Origin of the sequence: Luteibacter rhizovicinus (assembly GCF_004342265.1) — a bacterium.
Lineage (GTDB): Bacteria > Pseudomonadota > Gammaproteobacteria > Xanthomonadales > Rhodanobacteraceae > Luteibacter > Luteibacter rhizovicinus_B.
This window is the reverse complement of the sequence record NZ_SMCS01000002.1, coordinates 84855-105766: the sequence shown is the minus strand read 5'-3', so window position 1 is coordinate 105766 and position 20912 is coordinate 84855. Positions and strand designations below refer to the sequence as shown.

Sequence of the window (20912 nt, the reverse complement as noted above, 5' to 3'; positions counted from 1 at the left end):
TATTCGCTGCATGCCCGGTCGTTCGGGTATCCGGTGCCGACAGCTCTGGCGACAGGGTTGCCGCTTGCATGGCTGGCCGGCTGGTTCGTCCGCCTGGGATTGCAGGCGTCGGATGCCTATGCCGCGGCGGATGCCTTATGGCTTATCGTCGGCTACGTCGGCGCGCATCGGTTCGCCAGGGCTTTGGGAGCGAAATCCGGCATGGCGGCACTCGCCGCAGCGGCATGGATGACCTTGCCCATGATATGGGCACATCAGTCGTATTCGTCCCTCGCGCTGGGCATGGCCCTGCTTCCGCTCTACCTGTCGTCGGCGCTAGCCCTGTTCGATTTGTCGACGGCGTCGTTTCGGCGCCAGGGATGCGCCGCCGCTATCTTTGTGGCTCTTTGCGTCATCGCACTCTTCATGGATGGCTACACGTTCATGATGTTTGCCGTTGCAAGCGCGATCCTGCTCGCATTCCGATTCATCGCGTCCCCGGTCTCATGGCCGGGCATCGCGAGAGGAGTGTTACCTGCGTATCTGGTGGGATTTGGCGGTGCCTATCTGCTCTACACGGGATACATGGGGCAATCGGCTTTTTCGCCTGCGCCACTGGATTTTTTTCGTGGCTGGGCGCTCGATCTTACTTTCCTGATCAAGCCGTCCCAGGGGGAGTTCTGGCTGTGGGATTGGTTGGGCTGGAGCCGCGCTCGCAGCGACTCCGTGTTTTTTGGCGACGCATCAGTCTGGATCACGACGTTCGCACTGCCGTTGTCGTTCATCGGCCTCGGGTGCTTCCTTGCCGTTCGTAAACACGATCGTCGTGCGTGGTTGCTCCTGGTCGTGGCTCTGTTCGGTCTGTACATGTCACTGGGGCCATCGCTCAAGATCGGAGCGGTCAAGCCCGATGGAGCGAGCGGTCCCTTCATGCAGGCCGAAGCCGGCTTGATGCCCACAGGCAATGCGTTCGTGTCCGAACACATTCCGGGCTTTCGTGCCATGCGCGCGGCCTACCGTTGGGAAGCGCTCTTCCTGCTTGGCATGTGGGGCCTCGTCGTCCTGGGCGCGGCGCGGGCACGGCCCCGGCACGGATGGGTCTGGACGGCCGTGTACGTGCTGTTGATCGTTTCGAGCATGCCGCACCTGGTCGACATGTCGCGCGACTATCGGAACTACCGCCGTGATCTGGCCACGATCGATCGTGAGGTCGCCGCACCGTTGGCTGCGAGGATCAGCGTCGGATCGAAGGTCTTCTTCATGCCCTTCGGCAATGATGTGATGGCCAACTACCTGAGCCCCAGGCTCGGAGTGATTGCCTACAACGTCGGCGGAGACAAGCAGATCGAAATCGCGCGCGACCGATGGCCACCCAACTTGCAAAAGTTCGCCATGAACAGGTTCGGCTTGGGCGATCTTCCAGCTATCCGCGCGACGTTGCTTGATCATGAAGTCGACGCGGTGATCATCCCTTACTTCGACAGCCTGTGGGCGGCACATCTTTGGCCCTGCGTTGCTGAAGCCAAGGGATATTCGGCTCTGACCCTCGCTTTGTTCGACACCAATCGGAGCTTCCTGTGCCCGGCGCAGATCAAAGCGGCCTACGCGGGCAACGTCGAGGCCTTGCGCAAGGACGCGTTACTGTCCGTGGACGAGCAGCCCCTGTTCTCCATCGTTACTCTGAAGCCGATGTACGCCAGCGAAGCGGGGCGCCGCGAGGCTAGGGCCAAGCTCCTGTCGGGTGTGCACTACCCCCTGGATATCGTCAATGATGTCGAGGCGGCGGACGCCGTCCTGGGTAATGGCTGGCACGACAAAGAACCCGTCAATCGCTGGTCGGGAGCGAGCGCCGACCTGACGATCCCGGTCCCTGCCGAGTGCAAACAGGGAGGATGCACGGCTGAATTTCACTTACTGGCTTTCGCCGCGACGCCTCAGCGACCGGTGTCCGTGAGCCTGGCCATCGTGGATGTCTCCGGGGTATCGGCGTCACCTGTCAGCGCAACCATGCTTGACGATGCGGTGCACACGTTAGCCGTACCGGTACCTGAAGGACGGAGTGTCGTCACGTTGCATGTCGACGTGCCTGCCGCGACATCGCCCGCCGCACTGGGCATGAGCGTCGATTCGCGCGTGCTGGGCGCCTCTCTGCGAGGCATCGATTTTCGCCAACAGTAGATCCAGGCTGGGGTGTTGTCAGGATGGCGCGATGTCGTGCCCGGTCGACATGATCGACTGCTTCAACAGGTGCGCGCTCTGCCGCCAGGTCACCCATGTCGGATGGGGGCCAGGCGGCGGGCGGTCGACGAGCCAGCGGGCAAGATGGGTCGCCAGGCCCGCCGGTGAATCGGTGTTGAAGTAGGAGGGATAGTCGCCGGCGACTTCCCGGAAAACCGGAAGCGCCCTGGCGATGACGGGTTTGCCTCGGCGCGCCGCTTCGATCAGCGGCAGGCCATAGCCTTCACCGCGCGAGGCCGCCACCAGGACGGTCGATTGACGGTAGACGGCTTCCAGCACGTCGTCGTCGGCATCATCGAGCCAGAACAGCCGCCTGCCTTTCTCGCGGTGCTGCTGCAATCGTTCGATCAAGTCCTTCACGAGCCAGCCGCGATGGCCGACGATGATCAGGATAACGTCGACTCCGGATTCCCAAAGCAACTCCAGGGCGTCGAGTACCTGGACGTGCCCCTTGCGCGGCTCGACCGTGCCGACCATGAGTAGTGAAGGACTGGCGGACATCGCTTCCTTCAGGACCGAATCGAGTTCGCTTACCCGGCGCTCCTCCCCCGGTTCGGCGCCGAGTTCGAAGCCGGTCACCTTCGGTATTCTTCCGGTCTTGTTGTCACTCAGCCATTTCGTGACGTCCGAAGCCGTGCTTCGGGAGATGCAGTGCAGGACGTCGCCGAGACCGGCGATCGCGACCATCCAACTCGCAAAGTTCCGGCATGACTGCGCATGGAACGCGTCCGGCATGGTCAGCGGCAACAGATCGTAGACCACGAAGTGCATTGGCACGCCGGCGCGTCGCCAGGTGCGCAGCAGTGGCGCACTGGAAGGCAGGCTTTCCATGGCCCAGTCCAGTCCGATGTAAACCTCGTTGCCGGTAATGGCAACCAGATCGCCAGGGAGCCCGCCAGGTGCATCTGTCCCGATGAGCTCGCATGCGTAGTCGTGAGCATGGTGGAACCGGCCTTCCCGGAACGCGATGGGCTCGATTCGGATGCCTTCCGGCGGATGGACCAGCCACTCACGCAAGATGGATCGCACGACGCGGTGCACGCCCGTTCCGAGATCGTTCGCAGCGATGTGGGTGACGTCGACCAGCCAGCGAGCATGCCGCGCGTGTGTGGCGCGGGTCAGGGCGTCCGCGACGCAGGCTAGATCGTCATCGCTCAACGCAGCAGCGATCGGTCCTGCAATGGCTTGTTCCACCGCGCGCTGACGGGCCAGGGGATGACTCCATTGGTGGTCCTTGAGCCATGTTTGCAGTGCATCGTCCGGCAGCGTTTCACCGCGCAGCACGCCGATGGCATCCTCCTCCAGCAGGGCGATCCAGTCATTGCCGCTGCCCGGCTCGTCGAGTCTCGCGTAGCCACCAAGGCGGAAGCGGTCGGCGGCGAGCGAAGGTCCGGTCGTCGGGAGCGGGCCGGACCAGATTACGCTCCCCGGCCACCGGCGGAGGATTGGCAGCGTATCTGAGACGTTAGCAGCGTCCACCCGATAGATAGGAAGGTCGAATGCCAGTGGGGTATCGTCACGGCTTCGTCGTGCCCCCGGTTCGGTCGCGTGCGTTTCGATGGCCGCCAGGGCGCGCGTGGCGACCGCGCGCCAGCTGAAGTGCGATGAGCGCGAGAGGCCGCTCCGGCGCAGGCGACCTTCGAGGTCGGAATCGGTCAGCACCGCCTGGATTCGTGCCGTGATGGCGCCGGGCTGATCAGCGTTGAACAGTGCTTCCGGGTCCGCGACTACCTCGGGAAGGCTCGTCGCGTCGTTGACGAGGGTCGGCGCGCCGCACGCCATGGCTTCCAGTGGGGTGAGGCCGAAGCCTTCGCGCTTCGAAGGGAAGACGAACAGCGCGCACGATTGATAGAGACGAACCAGATCGGTGTCACTGACGAATCCGGTGAAGACGACTTCGTCGGGATGCAGGTGCAGCGCGGCAATCGTTTCGGCGAACCGCTCGCTCTGCAGGAGATCGACTCGACCGACCACGACCAGGATGTGTTCGGCGCGCAGTTTTTCGGGTAGCGCCGCATACGCCTCGATCAATGAAATGACATTCTTTCGTTTATCGAAACCACCGTTGTACATCACGAACGCGCGTGTAATCCCGAAGCGGTCGCGCAGGAACTCCGTGTGATCGGTGCCAGGTGTGAGTGGGGTGAAGCACGTCTCCACACCGGCCCCGATTGCGACGATACGATCGGGATCGATCCCCAGTCGCGCTATGGCATCGGTACGCACCCATTCCGAGATGGCGAGGAGTAGGTCGCAGCGCTTGAGGACCTCGAGCCGTTGCATGTACCAGTCACGTGACCGTGAGTGGCCGAGATACGCGGAGTCGTGTAACGGAATCAGGTCGTAGAGCGTGGCCACGGTGAAGGCGTCTGGCGTCGAATGCGGAACGAGGGCGTCGTTCGCGAAACCTTCCACGATACTGCTCAGCCAGACGACATCGGGATTCCCCGCGTTCAATGCATGCGTAAAGATACGCTCGGCCGCGTCGCGTCGCGCGTCGTTGATGGGATTGTCCGATGACGTTTTGCGGATCGGTCCGACGGCGCGGCGGTGGACTTTTTCACCGACGTCCGCCAGCGCTTCCATGGCATCGTCGATGCCGTCCAGTGCCGCGTTGAACAGCAGGCCAGTATCGTGGACATCGCGCCCGAGTTCCAGGAAAGCACGGGTTACGGCGAGACAATAGCGTCCTATGCCGCGGTGACGACTGTCGGTCTGCACGCCCTGCATGTCGATGAGTATATTCACGGGCGCCGTCCCCCGCGCATTCGCTCGTAGGCGCGACGGCTAGCGTCCGGCATGCGCGCAGCATCGACGTCGAGCGCGGCTTCCGGATGGGTAGCCCGATTTGCCACCGTGCGCAGCGTCGCGTCGAGTGCGGGAAAGCGATAGACCGCGTCGACAATGAGACGCTTAAGTGCGGGATATCGTCCGATGAAGCGAAGGAGACCGTAGGGTGCGCGGCGAAAAAAGGATCTCATGCGGATGGCTCGTTCAGCGCGCGACGGAGTGTTTCGCGAGCGCGTTCCGTAGAGAAGTGAGAGCGAACGTTCTCTAGCCCTCCATCGGACAGTCGCATCCAGAGCGCTTCGTCGTGATAGACCCGGTCGATGGCATCGGCCATGGCGCCGGCTTGGTCCGCGATCAGCGCGTCGATATCGTCCTGCAGGTACATTCCCTCAGCGGCTAGTGTCGTCAGCACCACTGGCAAGCCATGGCTCATCGCCTGGTTCACCTTGCCCTTTACGCCCGCGCCGAAACGCAGCGGTGCCACTGACACACGGGTCTGCGCGAGTACCGGGGCGAGGTCGTTGACGCGACCATGCACGATCATGCCTGGTTGCGCGATGGCGTGGCGTGTCGATTCATCGATGTCGCCGACGACGTGAAACACGATCGACGTATCGCGCTCGCGTACCAAGGGCAGTACCTCGGCGGCGAACCAGCGCACCGCGTCTTCGTTCGGCGGATGCCCGAAACCACCGACGAACAGGAGTCCGCTGCGCGAAGCGAACGGTTGCGAGCGGCCCGCGACGCGGTGAATGTTGCTGACCAGTTCCACTCGAGACTGGGGTGCTTCGCGGGCGAGAATTTCCCGTTCTTTCCCACTCACGACGAGCGTTACATCGGCCCGTGCGACCATGTCCAGTTCCCGCTTTCGTGAGCGGATAGCCTGGCGGGCGAGCGCGGCGTTGGAGGTAAGCGCAGCGGCACGGTCCTCGCGGACGTAATGCAGATCGACCGTGTCGAAGATGATGCGTGCCTTCGGTGCCAGTCGACGGGTAAGCGCTACGTACTGGTCGGCTACCGGCAATCGGCACAGCATCACGGCGTCCAGCGCCATGCCGTGTTCGCGCATCCACGGCGCGGGGTTGCCGCGGTGTACCTCGACACCGAGCGCCGCGAGCCTCGCAATGTCACGCGGCATTGCATCGTCGTCATCGGCGATGAAGTCGATGTACCAACCATCGGCGTTGAGCAGTTCGAATATATGGCATAGACGCATCGAACCGGAGTCGCGCGTCGGATCGGGAGTCATCGTCTCGACGACGAGGATCCGGCGATGTCGCTTGCCTTCAGCAGGAGCACGCAGAGCGACGTCTGCGTTGACGTCCGAGTCGTCGACGCCACGATCCCGCATCGCCCGGCGCAGGGTGCCATGCCAGCCGCGGATCGCGATGCTGCCTTTGAGTCGGCGGACGAGATGCCCGAGGCGACGCAGCTTCCAGCCGATATCCATCAAAGATTCTGATAATTAGGCCCGGACCCGCCCTCAGGCGTGACCCAGGTAATGATCTGATACGGATCCTTGATATCGCAGGTCTTGCAGTGCACGCAGTTCGCCGCGTTGATTTGCAGACGCTTGCCGGCCTCGTCGTCCACGATTTCGTAAACGCCAGCCGGGCAGAAACGCTGGCACGGATTGCCGTATTCCACGGTGCACTTCTCGATACAGATGTTCGTATCGGCGACTTTCAGATGGATCGGCTGGTCCTCGTCATGCTCCGTCGCCGCGAAATACACGCTGGCGAGACGGTCGCGCGGGGCGAGCGTGCGATCGACGTAGTCGCGTTTAGGCACTTCGTAATCGCCGAGTTTCTTCAGCGACGACCAATCGGCGTGGTTCTTCAGCGTCCACGGCGACATGCCGCCCGTGACGGTTTCCCATGCGCCGTTGATCAGGCCTACCCATAGACCCTTGTTGAAACCGGGGCGGATGTTGCGGACTTTCTTCAGTTCCGCCATGACGGCGGAAGCGCGCAGTTTCGCGTCCCAGCCCGTTGACGTGCCTGTTGCGGCAAAGTGTTCCGCCGCGAGCATGCCGGAGCGGATGGCCTGGTGTGTGCCCTTGATCTTCGGCACGTTCAGCAGCCCGGCCGAATCGCCGATCAGCATCGCACCGGGCATTTCGACTTTGGGTAGCGACTGATATCCGCCTTCGACGATCGCTCGCGCGCCGGCGGAGACGATAGTGCCGCCGTCCAGCAGTTCCTTGATCTTCGGGTGGTGCTTCAGTTGCTGGAATGCTTCGAACGGCGAGAAGTTCGGATCGGGATAATCGAGGCCGGCGACGAAGCCGATAGCCACACGATCGTTATCTAGGTGGTAGATGAAGCTGCCGCCGTAGGTGTCCGACGAGAGCGGCCAGCCCAGCGTGTGCACGACCTTGCCGGCTTCCGCGCGGCCCGGGGGCAGTTGCCACAGTTCCTTGATGCCGATGCCGTAGGTCTGCGGGTCGCTGTCTTTGTCGAGGGCGAATTTCGCGATGAGCTGTTTGCTGATGTGGCCGCGGCAACCTTCGGCCAGCACGGTCACTTTCGCGCGGATGTCGATGCCTTCCGTGTAGCCGGGCTTGTGGGTGCCGTCGCGCGCGACGCCCATATCGCCGATGCGTACGCCGGCGACCGCGCCCGCGTCGTCGAACAGCGGCTCGGCGGCGGCGTAGCCGGGGAACACATCGACGCCCAGCGCTTCGGCCTGGGGTGCCAGCCATGCGCACAGTGCGCCCAGGCTGACGATGAAGTTGCCGTGGTTGTGCATCTGCGGCGGCGTCGGCAGCTTCGTGGCCGAGGCATGGTCGCGCAGCATCCAGAATTCGTCGTTCTTCACCGGCACGCATACCGGCGGCGGATTTTTGCCCCAGTCGGGGAGCAGGGCATTCAGCGGTTCCGGTTCGATGACCGCACCGGACAGAATCTGTGCGCCGATGGTCGAGGCTTTCTCGATCACGCAGACCGTCGTTTCCGGCTGAACCTGCTTCAGGCGAATGGCGAAGGCCAGGCCCGCCGGGCCTGCTCCCACGACGATGACGTCGTATTCCATGGTTTCGCGTTCGCTCATGGCTGGCTCCGTTATGGCTGGCTGCGGCGCGCGGAAGATTCCGCGCATGACCGCTCATTGTCCGTTTTCGGCCGCGCAGCGGCAATCATGCGTTTGAAACGTGCGCAATTCGTGGCAGGGTCTTGCGAAGTGTTCAGGGATACCGACCATAATCGCCCCAGACAAGGGAGAGTTCATGAATACATTGCCGCCTGTTGCCGATATCGAAATGCGCCGCGCCACGCTCTTGCGCATGCTTCACTGGCTAGCCAGTGGACGGGTCCAGCCCCAGGCACTGTCCGATGTGTACCAGAACGCCATCGACCGGCTCAATCCGAAGCTCAATGCGTATGTCGACCTGCGTCCCAGCCTGACCCAGGAACAGGCGCTGGCGGCCGATCGCCGCCGCCGTGACGGCGTTATCGGCCGGCTCGACGGCATTCCCATCGCGATCAAGGACAACTTCGACGTGGGCGGCATGCCGACGCGGGCCGGCATGCGCAGGCGGACGCGGGTGGCCGAGGTCGATGCGCACGCCGTCGCGCGGCTTCGCGCGTCGGGCGCCGTCCTGCTCGGCAAGACGAATATGGACGAGGGCGCGCTCGGCATGGCGACCAATAATCCACATTATGGTGCGACGCACAATCCGCATCGCCTGGGTTATACGGCCGGCGGCTCGTCGGGCGGTGCGGCAGCGGCGGTGGCTTCGGGTCTCGCGGCGGCGGCGATCGGTTCGGACAGTCTGGGCTCGATCCGTATCCCCGCGAGCTATTGCGGCGTCTATGCACTGAAGCCCACGCATGGCGAAATATCGACACGGGGCCTCGTGCCCGCGGCAAGGCGCCTGGACGCGGTGGGCTTGCTGGCGCGCGGCGTGGACGACCTGACCGTGCTTCTGCAGACGCTTGCCGGCTATGACGCCGACGACGCCCGCTCGCGGCGTCGCCGTGTGGCGTTCTCGCCTCCGGATTGGGAGCCGGGCAATCTTCGTGCGGGCTTTCTGCCCGACCTGGCCGCTATCGGCGTCGAACAGGACGTCATCGACGTTTTCGAGGCAGCGCTGGAAAAACTGCCTCGCGAACTGGGCGAACGTCGCACCGTCGATTTCTCGGACTGGGATTTCGCGAAGACGCGTCGCGCCGGCCTGCTCCTGATGGAAGCGGAGATGCTCAACACCTTCAGCGAGGAGTTGGCGGACGAGGCTTATCCGGTCTCGCCCCAGTTCCGCCAGATGGTGGACTTCGCCGCCACGAAAAGCGCGGCGCAGTACGCCGCCGCCGACCTCGTGCTCGATGCCGCCACATTGAAGATGCGCCGGTTGTTCGCGCAGGTCGACGTCCTGGTGTTGCCGACCACATCGCAGGGTGCGTTCCCGCTCGACGGGCCGGTTCCCACCTCGCAGGCCGACCTGTGCAGCTTCGCCAGCCTCGCCGGCTGTCCCGCCGTCAGCATCCCGATGGGTACGTTGCCCAATGGCATGCCGATCGGTATGCAGCTCGTCGGTGCGCGCGGTTCGGACCTGCGCCTGCTGGAGCTGGCGGCCGTGTGTGCCTCGTCGCTGGACGCGGAACCGGAGTATCCGGTCGAGCCCGTGGGATGAGCCTGTTTCCGGAACCTGCGCGCTGGTATCGCGTGGATCTTCCGGGTGCCGACGTCACCATGTGTCCCGAATGGCTGGGTGTCGCGGAGGCCGATAGTCTGCTGCGACACCTCTCCGGCGAATTGCCGTGGGAGGTCCATCGCATCCGGATGTTCGGGCGCATGGTCGATTCGCCTCGTCTGTCGGCATGGATCGGCGATGCCGATGCCGTCTATACCTATTCGCGGACGCGCTTCGTACCCCACCCATGGATGCCGGTACTCGCGTCGTTGCGCGATCGGGCAAGCGAAGCGTGTGGCGTGAGTTTCAATAGCGTGCTGGCCAATCTGTATCGCGACGGTGGCGATTCGATGGGCTGGCACGCCGACGACGAGCCCGAACTCGGGCCGCGGCCGACGATTGCGTCGGTGAGTCTCGGCGAAACGCGGACGTTCCGTTTTCGCGATCGCGAGACGGGCGGTCGTACGGTCGCTGTCGACCTGACTCATGGAAGCCTGCTGCGAATGGCCGGCGATACGCAGGCGCTTTATCGGCACGATCTGCCGAAGCGCGTCCGTGTGCATGGTCCGCGCATCAATCTGACGTTTAGGTACGTGGAAAAAATTCACCGGACTTGACGCGCTCCCACAGAGAGCAGAGGGGCGTCATTTCGGTGCCGATCCGCGTGTCGCACCCTGCTCTAACGTCCAGGCCACGATCTGCGCGCTGATGGCATCGGCCGCCTGGCCGAATGCGGCGACGACCTGCGGCACATCCTTTCCATTCACCGGCTGCCGCGCCTCGAACGTACGACTGGCGACGATGCGGTGACGATGCGTATCGGCGAGCAGGGCGTCGTACCGGATCACGACCTCTGGCTTGCCGCTCGTGTATTCGGTCTGGAATGCGCGCAGGCTGCCGCCCAGTTCGAAATCGGCCTGGAGATCGTTCTCGTCTGTGCTGAGTGCCGCGACCCGGCCGCTGTCGCGAAAGGCGTCGGCGATGCGATCGCGAAGCAGGTGCGGGCCGGTGTCGCTCCAGCGTGCGCCGCCGTACACCGTGATCGTGTTGGTCTCGGGCACGACGGAAATGCGCGAGTTGTCCAGCGCGCGCGGTGCATTGGGTGTCGACACGCGCAGGGACCAGGCGACTTGCTGTGCCGCCATGGGCCGTCCGCCCGGACTCGCGGGCAACGTATATATATGTGGCGTTTCCGCTTTGGGAATGATCGAGCAGCCCGACAGCAGGGCAAGGCCGAGCAGGCCGGCGAGACGGGCATGCTTCATGGGGTGAACTCCTTGGTCTTATCTCGGCCGAACAGGTAACCGCTCGGATTCTCGTCCAGGCGCCGGGTGATCGATCTCAGCGAATTGAGGGTGTCGCGCAGGTCGCGCAATGCGGGGGCCAGGTCGCCCAGGCTTTGCGCTCCGCCATTGATGGCGTCGCTGTTGTCGTTGAGAAGACGATCGATGCTGGCGGTGGTGTGTTCGAGGGACGCCATCGCACGCTGGGCGCTTTCGAGCGTCGGTTTGCCCTGGTTCTGGACCAGACCGTTCGCGTTCTGCACCAGCTTCTGGGTTTCCGCGAGGGTCGCATTCGCCTGCCGGCTGGCGATGGTCAGCTGCTTGATCAGGTCGCGGATGTCTTCGCGCTCGTCGGCGATCACGCCGGTCGTCTTGTCCAGATGCTCGAGCATGTGTTCGATGTGGTGGACGTTGTCCTTGGACAGGAGATCGTTCGCGCGCGCGGCCACCTGATTGATATTGGTGACCAGGTCTTCACCGTTGGCGAGCAGGCGCGCGAACGGCGACGGATCGGCCACGATCAGCGGCACCTCGCCATCGTGTCCGACGATCAATGGACTACCGGGCGAGCCGCCGCTCAGCTGGATGAACGCAACGCCGGTGACGCCGGTCAGCGCGAGCTTCGCGTGGGTGTCCTTGCGCAGTGGCGTGTCGCCCGATACGCGAATGCGTGCCAGGACGCGTCGCGGGTCGTCGGGGTCGAGTCGCAGCTGCGTGACGTCGCCCAGACGAATGCCGTTGTACTGAACGGCGCCTCCTTTGGAGAGGCCGGTGACCGCTTCGTTGAAGACGACGTCGTAGTAATTCCACTCCTGGTCCGACCGTGTCTTGGCCAGCCAGACGCCAAAGGCGAGGCCCGCGACGACGACGAGTACGGTGAAGAGTCCGATGAGGATGTGGTGCGCGCGCGTTTCCATTCCGGTCAGTCCTTCCGCTCAGGATGGGCGGATTGCAGGGCCGCGCGGCCGCGCGGTCCGTGAAAATAGGCCTGTACCCAGGCGTCGTCCGTCGCCGCCACTTCATCGATGGGCGCCGCGGCGAGTACGCGGTGCTGGGAAAGCACCGCGACGCGATCGCACGTCGTATAGAGCGTATCGAGGTCGTGGGTAACGAGGAATACGGTAAGGCCGAGGGCGTTCCGCAGTGTGACGATCAGACTGTCGAACGCCGCCGCGCTGATCGGATCGAGGCCGGCCGTGGGTTCGTCGAGGAAAAGGATTTCGGGGTCCAGCGCCAGCGCGCGCGCGAGTGCCGCGCGCTTGATCATGCCGCCGGACAGCTGCGACGGGTACTTGCGCGCCGCGTCGATCGGCAGGCCGGCCAGCGCGAGCTTCACGCCCGCGAGGCGTTCGGCATCGGCTCGCGGAATGCCCGCGTGTTCGACCAGGGGAAGGGCGACGTTCTCGGACACCGTCAACGACGAGAACAGCGCGCCACTCTGGAACAGGACGCCGAAGCGGCGTTCGACCATGGATCGTCGTTCGGGTGGAAGCGCGAGCAGGTTCTCGCCGAATACGCGGACCGTGCCGGCCACCGGTCGAACGAGTCCGATAATGGTGCGCAGCAGAACCGACTTGCCCGTGCCCGAGCCGCCGACCACACCAAGGATTTCGCCGCGATAGACATCGAGGTCCAGATGGTCGTGGACCGTCTGGTTGCCGAACCGGTTCACGAGGCCACGCACCTCGATCACGGTCTCGCGCTTCGGTATGGGAGTCGGCAAGGCGCTCACCAGCCCATCTCCATATAGAAGAGTGCCGCTGCCGCATCGATCAATATCACGACGAAGAGCGACTGCACCACGCTGGAGGTCGTGTGTTCGCCGACCGATTGCGCGCTGCCGCTGACCTTGAAACCTTCCATGCATCCGATCACGCCTATCAGGAACGCGAAGACCGGGGCTTTGGCCATGCCGACCAGGAGTTGGCCCAGTGTCATATCGTCGCGAAACATCGAAAGAAACATCGCGGGCGACATGTGCAGGACGCTGAAGCAGACGACGGCGCCGCCCAGGATGCCCGTCACCATCGCGATGAAAGTAAGCAGCGGCAGGGCGACCAGCAGGGCCAGAACCCGCGGCAGTACGAGCAGCTCGATGGGATCGAGGCCCAACGTGCGGATGGCGTCGATTTCCTCGCGGGCCTTCATCGAGCCGATCTGCGCCGTGAACGCGCTGGCCGTCCGGCCGGCCAGAAGGATAGCCGTCAGGAGTACGCCGAACTCGCGCAGGAAGGCGAAACCGATCAGGTCGATCACGAAGACGCTGGCGCCGTAGGTCGCCAGTGCCGTGGCGCCCAGGAAGGCCACCACGGCACCGACCATGAAGGACAGCAACGAAAGGATGGGGACGGCGTCGAGACCGGTCTGCTCGATATGCGAGACCAGTGCGGTGACCCGCCAGCGCTTCGGACGCCAGACGGTCGCGGCGATAGCCTGAAGCACCATGCCGATGAAGCCGAGCAGCTTGAGCGACTGTTTCCAGAACGATTCGGTCGCCCGGCCGATCCGTTCGAGCAGGATCGACAGCGACGAGCGTCGCTCGCGTGGCGCGGCATGACAGTAAGTATCCAGAGCGTCGCCGACGGTTTTCAGCAGTGCGCGTCGCGCGACCGGAATCGTGGGGTCCTGGGCCAGTGCCTGTGTACGGGCGCTTCCAAGCAGTTCGGCGATGACCAGCGCGCCGGACGTGTCCAGTGCGCCCAACTCCCGCGCATCGACGGTCGTCGACGCATCGACATCGTGGGCGATCGCCGCGATCGAATGCTGCAGATCCACGTAATGCGGCAGTGTCCAGTCGCCGGTAAGCGCCAGCCGCGACGCCGCCGCATCGCGGAACACCTTGGCTCGGCCGGGGAGGGACGTCGTCGTCATGGGAGAAGGCTAGCAGGTGTCCGGGTCGTCGGGATGGCTTGGCCGGGCTACATATATATAAGTATGTATAGCCATCTCTACCGCCCGTGCGCCGGCGCATGTTGCGCCCGCGCTTGGATTGCCGCCGGCCGGCATTGATAATGCGGGGCTGCCCTATCCCCAAGGTACCTCCATGACCGACAAGACCGTTCTCAATGCCACCCACCGCGAGCTCGGCGCGCGCATGGTCGACTTCGGCGGCTGGGACATGCCGATCAGCTATGGCTCGCAGATCGAGGAACATCACGCGGTTCGTCAGGGCGCCGGCATGTTCGACGTGTCCCACATGACCGTGGTCGACCTGACCGGCGAGCGCACGCGCGACTTCCTGCGCAAGCTCGTTGCCAACAACGTCGACAAGCTGACGAAGTCGGGCAAAGCCCTCTACACCTGCATGCTGAACGAAGAGGGCGGCGTTATCGACGACCTCATCGTCTATTTCCTTCGTGAAGACTTCTTCCGTCTGGTGGTGAACGCCGCCACCCGCGAGAAGGATCTGAAGTGGATCGAAAAGCAGGCTACCGCGTTCGGCGTCGCGGTTCGCGAGCGGCCCGAGTTCGGCATGATCGCCGTGCAGGGACCGACCGCGCGCGAAAAGGTGCTGGGTCTGCTGCCGGAAGAAACGCGCGTCCGTGTCGAGAAACTCGGCAAGTTCGCCGCCGCCGAGGTTGAAGGTCCGGATGGCATGCCGCTGTTCATCGCGCGCACCGGTTACACGGGCGAGGACGGTTTCGAAATCGTCGTACCGGAATCGCGCACGGTTGATCTGTGGAAGGCTCTTCACGCTGCGGGCGTCGTCCCGGCTGGTCTGGGGGCACGCGACACGCTTCGTCTGGAAGCCGGCATGAATCTGTACGGCCAGGACATGGACGACACGGTCACGCCGTGGGAAGCCGCGCTGGCCTGGACCATTTCGCTCGACGAAGGGCGCGACTTCATCGGTCGTCAGGCGCTGGAGAAGCAGAAGGCTTCCGGCGTGCCTCGCGTGATGGTCGGTCTCGTTCTGGATGAGAAGGGTGTGCTGCGCCATGGCCAGAAGGTGCTCACGGCCAACGGCGAGGGCGAAATCCTCTCGGGTAGCTTTGCCCCGACGCTGAATCGGGCGGTGGCGTTCGCCCGCATTCCCGTTGGCGAGCCGGGCGACGTTCGCGTGGACATTCGCGGAAAGGAAGTTCCGGTGCGCGTGGTCAAGTTCCCGTTCGTGCGCGACGGCAAGCCCCAGCCGGGTATCGCCGACGCGTAACCGGCAAAGCGAGGAGGCATGGCATGCCTCCTCGCTGCACGTGAGTTACTGGCCTTCGTATTTGAACGACGCCGTGGCGTTGTTCCTTTGGTCGGGTTCGAGTTTGACGACGCCCTTTACGCCGTCGTAGTTCTTGCCGCGGCGGATCAGGTGGAACTCGTCCACGTAGTCGGGCTTGTTAAAGAAATACTCTTTCGAAAGTGCGCCGATGACGGCTTCGCTGATCTTTCCGATCAGGGCGTACGGTGCCGTGCCCGGGTTGCTGGCTAATGCGGCGGTTCCCGCCTTTACCAGATTGACAGCGATCTCCTGAAAGTTGGTATCGCCATCGTCTTCCCATAGCTGGATGTTGACGGCATCGATGCTGTAGTCGTCCCATACGACGATCGGGAAGTTCGATTCATAAGTCACCTTATCGTGATCCACCCAGCGAAGCGGTACGGGCGATATTTCCGCTCCGGTGCCGGCTTTGTTGATGCCCATCACGAGGGCGAAGACTTCGGCGTCGGGGCCGAGGCCGTCACGCTCGTGGTCCCACTCGAGGCGGAGGCTGGTGAGTTTGGTCAGGTCGCCGGTGGCCTTCGATGCCGCGCGAGCGCGGCTCACAGGCGAACCGGGCGATTGAAGGCCCGCATCCTGCAGGGCGGCGCTGACGACCTCCAGGCCGGCGCGAAGCGTCTCGTCGCCGTTGATGTCGACGACGAGCAGCGGACGGTCGATCCCGGCATCGACATCGAGAATCTCGACCTTGCCCGAGGCGTCATAGGCTTTTACATGGTGGGAGTCATCCCGTTCGCCCTGGGGGGCGGCCGCAACGAGCAGGGTACTCAGATCTTGCGGCACGCCAGTCGATCCCGCGGGCAATACGAGACGCACTTCGAAAGCTCCCGCCAGCATTCCATCCAGGCCTTTGGCATGAAGGGCCTGGCGATCCGCTTCCCGAAGGTGCCGGGTCGCGTCGCTGATGCCATGTTCGTTCTGATACCGGGACACGAGGTCATGCAATTGCGCCGGGCCGGCAAGAAGGCGCGTGCCTAGCAGTCGATCGAAGGCCGGTTCGCCGAGCATGCCGGCCACCGTTTGCGCGGCGTCCCGCGTGGCCGCGGCAACGGGATTTGCCGTATCCGGCGCGGCCAGGAGCGGTGCCGACAGGCACAGAGCCAGGGCGGTCGCGAGCAGCTTCTTGTGGGTATTCCATTTCATGATGCTTTTCCAATTCATGTGGGGAGGTCATGGCGCATTAAAGGGGGTCGCCATGCGGTGCCGCCGTCGCTCGCCCCGGCCTGATGTTTGGCATGGGCGTGGCGATGTCGACGGCTAGCACCTTAGGCGTCCTTGCATAAGCGGATATGCAGGGCGAGCCTTACAGGTCTGCGGGATAATCGATCAGATGCCGGTAGGTGATCCCGTGGTCCTTTTTATTGGGCGTCGCCCTCTCAAGTTCTTCGATCTTTCGATTCGTGCGCTCTGAAGTACACTACGTCCCATAACTGGCAGCCCTCCCCAACACACGACACCCTGGAGACCCCCATGAGTGAGATTCCCGGCGATCTGAAATTTCTGAAGTCCCATGAATGGGTCCGCATCGAAGACGATGGCAAGACCGTCACGGTCGGTATTTCCGATCATGCGCAGGGCGCGCTCGGCGATCTCGTCTACGTCGAGCTGCCGGAATTGGGAGCAAGCGTCCAGGCAGGCAACGGCACGGCGGTTGTCGAATCTGTGAAGGCGGCGTCGGATATCTACGCTCCCGTTTCCGGCGAAATCGTCGCCGTGAACGACGTGCTGAGCGACAAGCCGGAAACCATCAACGAGGATGCCTGGGAAGCCGGCTGGATCTTCAGGATCAAGATGACCGACAAGGCGGAACTCGATGAACTTCTCGATGCCGACGCGTACGCCGAACTGATCGAAAACGAAGACCACTGATCCATCGTTCGACGCAAAAAAAAGATGCCGGTCGTCCGCGACCGGCATCTTTTTTTGTCTGCGGTGCGACCGCGTCGGTTTGCCTCGGCGACCGCGAAAGGGTGTCGAAGCGACCATTCCGGACCAGAATGGCGGTCGATCGGGAAATTTTTTTTCACCTCAGTCGACTTCCGTTCATGCCCCGAAATCGGGGTTGGGCCGAGCTCCAGCGCGCAACGTTTCGCTTCGCTAGATCGCGAACCTCCCGCGGAGAGCGCTGCGGACGGTTGTTAAGAAAATAGCTTTTTTTAAGGTGTTTTTGTCGCATTCGTACTCGATTGCACGGGTTGTCTTTGGACATCCAAACGATTATCGAAGGTATGCGAAACGTGCCCCCGGATGCCCCTGTGGCGTAATTCGGGGGTGCTATAAACCACCCGCAAGGTCTTAATTTCATGACCAAATTTTATTGACAGCGGGTATGTTCAGGAATAGCTTTTGCGTCAATTGACGGGGAACGGGTGATATGGGAATGGGAAAATTCATCAGGCCGTATGTCGAACACGGTTACAAAGCGGGAGCGGTACGCAAGATCACTGTCTCGATTCCGCTGCACGTGTTGCGTCTGCTATCCGATGAACGCACTCGCCGCCAGGTGAATAACCTGAGGCACGCGACGAACAGCGATCTGCTGGTCGAAGCGTTCCTCCACGCTTTTACTGGGCAACCACTGCCAACTGATGAGGAGCTGAGACGAACCATGGCTACAACCAAGAAAGCCACTGCCAAGAAATCCGCGGCCAAGAAGGCCACCAAAAAGGCCGCCGTGAAGAAGACCGCGGTGAAGAAAGCATCGACCCGTAAGCCGGTCGCGAAGAAGGCAACCGGTGCTCGCAAGGCCGCTGCCAAGAAGACCGTAGCCCGCAAGTCGCCGGCCAAGAAGGCCGCCGCGAAGAAGGTTGCCCGCAAGGCACCCGCGAAGAAGGTTGCCGCCAAGAAGGCGGTGAAGAAGGCTGTGAAGAAGGCCGTGCGCAAGGCTGCTCCGCGCAAGGCTGCTACCAAGAAGGTTGCCGCTGCCAAGGTGGTACGCGCGACCAAGGCCGCCAAGGCCAAGAAGTAAGCTTCACACTAATAAGAAAGAGCTGTCGTTTCGAATTATCTCCCTGCGGTGCCCAGCGCAGGGAGACACTCGAAGACTTGACCCCGGCCCTCGTGTCGGGGTTCTTCGTTTCGGCCCCCAAGAAAACCTCCTAGGTTCATTTGCTGGACCCGTGGCTCTATTGCAGTTACCTTTCAGCCACATCCGCGCTGCGGGAGACGGGGGGTCTTCCGCTTCAAGCCATCAGGGGGCGCGCGTATCGATGAACCTGCAGCGAGCAACCATGCAAACCCGAAACCGCATTCCGGCACGCATGCGCGTGCGCGGGGCCGTCAGCCCCGTTGTCCTGGCCGTGATGGTCATTGTTCTGGCGCTTGCCATCGCTGCCTGGTTCCTCATTGTCAAACCCTACCGCGACGCCAATCAGGGCATCGCGCCGGTCGGGGCAGTGGCGCCGACGGCTGCCGCCGCAAAAGCCGCGCCGCCCGTGGCCAACGTCGAATCGCTCAGTGTCGACCAGCTCCTGGCCGAGGCTCGCAAGGCAATGAACGAGCAGCGTCTCGTCGCGCCGGCGGGAAACAACGCATTCGAGTTCTATATGAAGGTGCTCGAGAAGCAGCCTGGCCACCCGGTGGCCGCCGACGCGCTTCGCGAAACCTTCCCGTTCGGGGCGACGGCGACCGAGCAGACGATCAATCAGCGGGACTTCGGCGAGGCGCAGCGTGAAATCGATCTGCTGGCCAAGGCCGATCCGGAAAATTACACGCTGACGATCCTGCGCTCGAAGCTGGACGCGCAGCGCAAGACGCTCGATCGCGAGCAGCAGGCGGCACTGGACCAGCAGAAGCAACAGCAGCTCGCAGCGCAGACCGCAGCGGCGGCGGCCAAGCAGCAGGCTGCCGATCAGGTAGCCGAGGCGCAGCGTCAGCAGGTCGCGCGTGAGCAGGCGGCTCGCCTGGCGCAGCAGCAACAGGCATCGGCGGCGGTTGTCGGCGCGGCGAAACCGGCAGCGGCGAAACCAGCGGCAGCGGCAGGTGGGGATGGGGATGCGATCAGCGATGCGGTGCTTACCAAGCAGGTTCGTCCGCGCTATCCGACGGCTGCGATGCGTGCCAATCAGGAAGGCTGGGTGGATGTCGAACTCAGCGTCGACGGCCAGGGTGTGGTGACCAATGTATCGGTCGTCGACTCGCAGCCCAAGCATGTCTTCGATCGCGCCGCGCTCGACGCGGTGGGTCGCTGGGAGTTCAAGCCCGCCATGCGTAACGGCGAACCGATGCCGGTGACGCTGCGTCGCCGCATCCTGTTCAATCTGGGGCGCTGAGTTCCGGGTGGGAAGCGAAAAAGGCGCGCCCGGGAGGGCGCGCCTTTTTTTGTGTGAATTCCCTCAGTACCTGTATTCCTCACCGTCGCCCCTGCGCAGGAGCGACGGCGCGCGGGTGAGGTCTTTGCCGGTCACCCGCATCGCCGCGTTGGTTGCGGCGTCCGACCATCAGGGCTTCGCTTTCTTCTTGCTCGCCGTCTTCGCCTTGGACTTCTTCGTACCCGCCGCCTTGCCTTTCGACTTCGCCGGCGCGGCATGCGTCGCCGGTGCCGCGCTCTCCACACCTGCCCAGTCGACGTGCGGCAATCCGAGCATGCTGTCGAACACCATCGGCATCAGGCCGGCGGGCATCGGACTCGCGGCGTTCCACATCGTGACGACGCCTGCGTGGTATTTCGGGAAGAAGCCGATCATCGTGCGGTAACCGGAGACGGCGCCAGCGTGATAGATCAGCGTTTCGTCGGCGTACTTGAAGACACGCCAGCCGAGTGCGTAATGGGCATCGGTGACCCGTGCGCGTCGCCATGGGAGCGAGCGCTCCTCGGAGGGCGTCGACACTTCGGGTGCATGCAGCACGTCGAGGGAGGGCGTGGGCAGCACGTCCGGCCGCCCGCCCATCTGCGCCATCAGCCACTGCTCCATGTCGCGCAGGCTGGCGTTCACGCCAGCGGCGGGGGCCACGCGGTAATAGCTATCGTTCGGCTCGTACGGAATCCAGTTGTGCGGACCGCCACGATGTGGCCGGGCCCAGCTCTTGCTGGCCTCCAGCGCGTCGCGCCCGTAACTGGCGTTATTCATTCCCAGGGGCTGGAAGATCCGCCGCTCTACCTGGCGAAAGAAATAGTCGCCCGTGGTGGCGTAGATCACGTCGCCAATCATGCTGAAGGCGACGTTCTGGTAGCCATAGCACTGACCGACGTTGCACGAGAGGTCGACCTCGTCGAGCTTGCGGACCAGTTCTTCGTAAGGCGCGTCGGCTTCCAGCATCGCATCGTACGTATTGCGCGGAAGGCCCAGGCGCTGACCGAGGATGTCGCGCACCGTCGCCTGCTGCGCGGCCTGCATATCCTTCAGCTTGAAATACGGAATGGTGTCGATGAGCTTGGTATCCCAGCTCAGCGTGCCTGCGCGTACAAGGACGGCGGTGACGCCGGTAGCGAAGGCCTTCGAAAGGGACGCGAGACGGAACACCGTTTCCGGCGTGGCGGCTTCGTGCGTTTTTGCGTTGGCGTAGCCGATGGCGCGTTCGTAGACGACTTTGTCATCGACAACGAGCGCCGTGACGACGGCGGGAGCACCATCGCGGGCTTCGACTTCATCCAGCCATTTCTTATAGCTTTCGATCGTGGCGCGCACGCGCTCGGGCGGCAGATGCTGCGCCTCGGGGTCTACGTGCACGACGGGGAGCTTGGTGGGGGGCGGGGGCGGTGCGGCGGCGACCTTGGTGGCGACCAGGGCACAGGGCAGGGCGGTAGCGAGCAGAAGGGCGAAACGAAACGACATGCTGT

The 20912-nt window shown here is 63.4% G+C and carries 17 protein-coding genes; 7 read left to right on the top strand and 10 right to left on the bottom strand.

Translation table 11 applies throughout. The features are described from left to right. Positions 1 to 57 precede the first annotated feature (57 nt). Positions 58 to 2157, top strand: coding sequence for a hypothetical protein (locus EC912_RS04645; RefSeq protein WP_207906767.1), 2100 nt, complete (start codon positions 58 to 60; stop codon positions 2155 to 2157). Between the two features lie 18 nt (positions 2158 to 2175). Here EC912_RS04645 and EC912_RS04640 read toward each other — a convergent pair whose 3' ends face one another. From EC912_RS04640 to EC912_RS04625, 4 genes are read right to left on the bottom strand one after another with little or no spacing between them, the layout of a single operon-like run. After that, the gene (locus EC912_RS04640; protein WP_243649196.1) at positions 2176 to 4947 is read right to left on the bottom strand and encodes a glycosyltransferase family 4 protein; all 2772 of its coding nucleotides are present in this window, start codon (positions 4945 to 4947) and stop codon (positions 2176 to 2178) included. A gap of 14 nt (positions 4948 to 4961) precedes the next feature. Then, positions 4962 to 5198, bottom strand: a complete 237-nt coding sequence (locus tag EC912_RS04635; protein WP_132141984.1) for a hypothetical protein — start codon at positions 5196 to 5198, stop codon at positions 4962 to 4964. After that, the gene (locus tag EC912_RS04630; RefSeq protein WP_132141983.1) at positions 5195 to 6457 is read right to left on the bottom strand and encodes a glycosyltransferase; all 1263 of its coding nucleotides are present in this window, start codon (positions 6455 to 6457) and stop codon (positions 5195 to 5197) included. The genes EC912_RS04635 and EC912_RS04630 overlap by 4 nt, the downstream gene beginning before the upstream one ends. Next, positions 6457 to 8106 carry a 4Fe-4S dicluster domain-containing protein gene (locus tag EC912_RS04625; protein WP_132141982.1) on the bottom strand — a complete coding sequence of 550 codons (1650 nt, stop codon included), beginning with the start codon at positions 8104 to 8106 and terminating at the stop codon, positions 6457 to 6459. Before EC912_RS04625 ends, EC912_RS04630 begins: the two co-directional genes overlap by 1 nt. Before the next feature lie 127 nt (positions 8107 to 8233). On the opposite strand from EC912_RS04625, the gene EC912_RS04620 reads away from it, so the two are divergent. After that, on the top strand, positions 8234 to 9637 hold the full coding sequence (locus EC912_RS04620; protein ID WP_132141981.1) for an amidase: 1404 nt from the start codon (positions 8234 to 8236) through the stop codon (positions 9635 to 9637). Beyond that, positions 9634 to 10254, top strand: coding sequence for an alpha-ketoglutarate-dependent dioxygenase AlkB family protein (locus EC912_RS04615; RefSeq protein ID WP_132141980.1), 621 nt, complete (start codon positions 9634 to 9636; stop codon positions 10252 to 10254). The genes EC912_RS04620 and EC912_RS04615 overlap by 4 nt, the downstream gene beginning before the upstream one ends. A gap of 27 nt (positions 10255 to 10281) precedes the next feature. Here the strand turns inward: EC912_RS04615 and EC912_RS04610 are convergent, their stop codons facing one another. The 4 genes from EC912_RS04610 to EC912_RS04595 are packed head-to-tail and all read right to left on the bottom strand — an operon-like array spanning position 10282 to position 13791. Then, positions 10282 to 10902, bottom strand: a complete 621-nt coding sequence (locus EC912_RS04610; protein ID WP_132141979.1) for an ABC-type transport auxiliary lipoprotein family protein — start codon at positions 10900 to 10902, stop codon at positions 10282 to 10284. Next, positions 10899 to 11837 carry an MlaD family protein gene (locus tag EC912_RS04605; RefSeq protein WP_132141978.1) on the bottom strand — a complete coding sequence of 313 codons (939 nt, stop codon included), beginning with the start codon at positions 11835 to 11837 and terminating at the stop codon, positions 10899 to 10901. The genes EC912_RS04610 and EC912_RS04605 overlap by 4 nt, the downstream gene beginning before the upstream one ends. Positions 11838 to 11842: 5 nt before the next feature. Then, positions 11843 to 12652: an ABC transporter ATP-binding protein gene (locus EC912_RS04600; protein ID WP_243649155.1), complete on the bottom strand. Its 810-nt coding sequence runs from the start codon at positions 12650 to 12652 to the stop codon at positions 11843 to 11845. Continuing rightward, complete coding sequence (locus EC912_RS04595) at positions 12649 to 13791, bottom strand: MlaE family ABC transporter permease (protein WP_132141977.1); 1143 nt, start codon at positions 13789 to 13791, stop codon at positions 12649 to 12651. Before EC912_RS04595 ends, EC912_RS04600 begins: the two co-directional genes overlap by 4 nt. A 172-nt stretch (positions 13792 to 13963) precedes the next feature. Here EC912_RS04595 and gcvT point away from each other — a divergent pair, with 172 nt between their 5' ends. Next, positions 13964 to 15073, top strand: a complete 1110-nt coding sequence (gene gcvT, locus EC912_RS04590; protein WP_132141976.1) for a glycine cleavage system aminomethyltransferase GcvT — start codon at positions 13964 to 13966, stop codon at positions 15071 to 15073. 45 nt (positions 15074 to 15118) lie between these two features. Here the strand turns inward: gcvT and EC912_RS04585 are convergent, their stop codons facing one another. Further along, positions 15119 to 16276: a DUF3103 family protein gene (locus EC912_RS04585; protein WP_165973508.1), complete on the bottom strand. Its 1158-nt coding sequence runs from the start codon at positions 16274 to 16276 to the stop codon at positions 15119 to 15121. Positions 16277 to 16603: 327 nt separating this feature from the next. Between EC912_RS04585 and gcvH the strand changes: the two genes are divergently transcribed. From gcvH to EC912_RS04570, 3 genes are all read left to right on the top strand, one after another. Continuing rightward, a complete protein-coding gene (gene gcvH / locus EC912_RS04580) occupies positions 16604 to 17002 on the top strand; it encodes a glycine cleavage system protein GcvH (RefSeq protein WP_132141974.1) in 399 nt (132 codons plus the stop codon). A 511-nt stretch (positions 17003 to 17513) separates the two neighbouring features. Next, entirely contained in the window at positions 17514 to 18101 is a 588-nt protein-coding gene (metJ, locus tag EC912_RS19780) for a met regulon transcriptional regulator MetJ (protein WP_343136918.1), read from the top strand. Positions 18102 to 18363: 262 nt separating this feature from the next. Beyond that, positions 18364 to 19404 (top strand): energy transducer TonB, encoded by a 1041-nt coding sequence (locus tag EC912_RS04570; RefSeq protein WP_132141972.1) that lies wholly within the window; start codon positions 18364 to 18366, stop codon positions 19402 to 19404. A 168-nt stretch (positions 19405 to 19572) separates the two neighbouring features. Here EC912_RS04570 and EC912_RS04565 read toward each other — a convergent pair whose 3' ends face one another. Then, the gene (locus EC912_RS04565) at positions 19573 to 20907 is read right to left on the bottom strand and encodes a serine hydrolase domain-containing protein (protein ID WP_207906766.1); all 1335 of its coding nucleotides are present in this window, start codon (positions 20905 to 20907) and stop codon (positions 19573 to 19575) included. Between the last annotated feature and the right edge of the window lie 5 nt (positions 20908 to 20912).

What these genes read in the sequence shown, in the direction of transcription:
- EC912_RS04630 (WP_132141983.1), bottom strand. Translation starts at nt 6,457, where the DNA reads ATGGATATCGGCTGGAAGCTGCGTCGCCTCGGGCATCTCGTCCGCCGA.
- EC912_RS04640 (WP_243649196.1), bottom strand. Translation starts at nt 4,947, where the DNA reads ATGCAGGGCGTGCAGACCGACAGTCGTCACCGCGGCATAGGACGCTAT.
- gcvH (WP_132141974.1), top strand. Translation starts at nt 16,604, where the DNA reads ATGAGTGAGATTCCCGGCGATCTGAAATTTCTGAAGTCCCATGAATGG.
- EC912_RS04565 (WP_207906766.1), bottom strand. Translation starts at nt 20,907, where the DNA reads ATGTCGTTTCGTTTCGCCCTTCTGCTCGCTACCGCCCTGCCCTGTGCC.
- EC912_RS04605 (WP_132141978.1), bottom strand. Translation starts at nt 11,837, where the DNA reads ATGGAAACGCGCGCGCACCACATCCTCATCGGACTCTTCACCGTACTC.
- metJ (WP_343136918.1), top strand. Translation starts at nt 17,514, where the DNA reads ATGGGAAAATTCATCAGGCCGTATGTCGAACACGGTTACAAAGCGGGA.
- gcvT (WP_132141976.1), top strand. Translation starts at nt 13,964, where the DNA reads ATGACCGACAAGACCGTTCTCAATGCCACCCACCGCGAGCTCGGCGCG.
- EC912_RS04595 (WP_132141977.1), bottom strand. Translation starts at nt 13,791, where the DNA reads ATGACGACGACGTCCCTCCCCGGCCGAGCCAAGGTGTTCCGCGATGCG.
- EC912_RS04635 (WP_132141984.1), bottom strand. Translation starts at nt 5,198, where the DNA reads ATGAGATCCTTTTTTCGCCGCGCACCCTACGGTCTCCTTCGCTTCATC.
- EC912_RS04585 (WP_165973508.1), bottom strand. Translation starts at nt 16,276, where the DNA reads ATGAAATGGAATACCCACAAGAAGCTGCTCGCGACCGCCCTGGCTCTG.
- EC912_RS04625 (WP_132141982.1), bottom strand. Translation starts at nt 8,106, where the DNA reads ATGCGCGGAATCTTCCGCGCGCCGCAGCCAGCCATAACGGAGCCAGCC.
- EC912_RS04615 (WP_132141980.1), top strand. Translation starts at nt 9,634, where the DNA reads ATGAGCCTGTTTCCGGAACCTGCGCGCTGGTATCGCGTGGATCTTCCG.
- EC912_RS04610 (WP_132141979.1), bottom strand. Translation starts at nt 10,902, where the DNA reads ATGAAGCATGCCCGTCTCGCCGGCCTGCTCGGCCTTGCCCTGCTGTCG.
- EC912_RS04570 (WP_132141972.1), top strand. Translation starts at nt 18,364, where the DNA reads ATGCAAACCCGAAACCGCATTCCGGCACGCATGCGCGTGCGCGGGGCC.
- EC912_RS04620 (WP_132141981.1), top strand. Translation starts at nt 8,234, where the DNA reads ATGAATACATTGCCGCCTGTTGCCGATATCGAAATGCGCCGCGCCACG.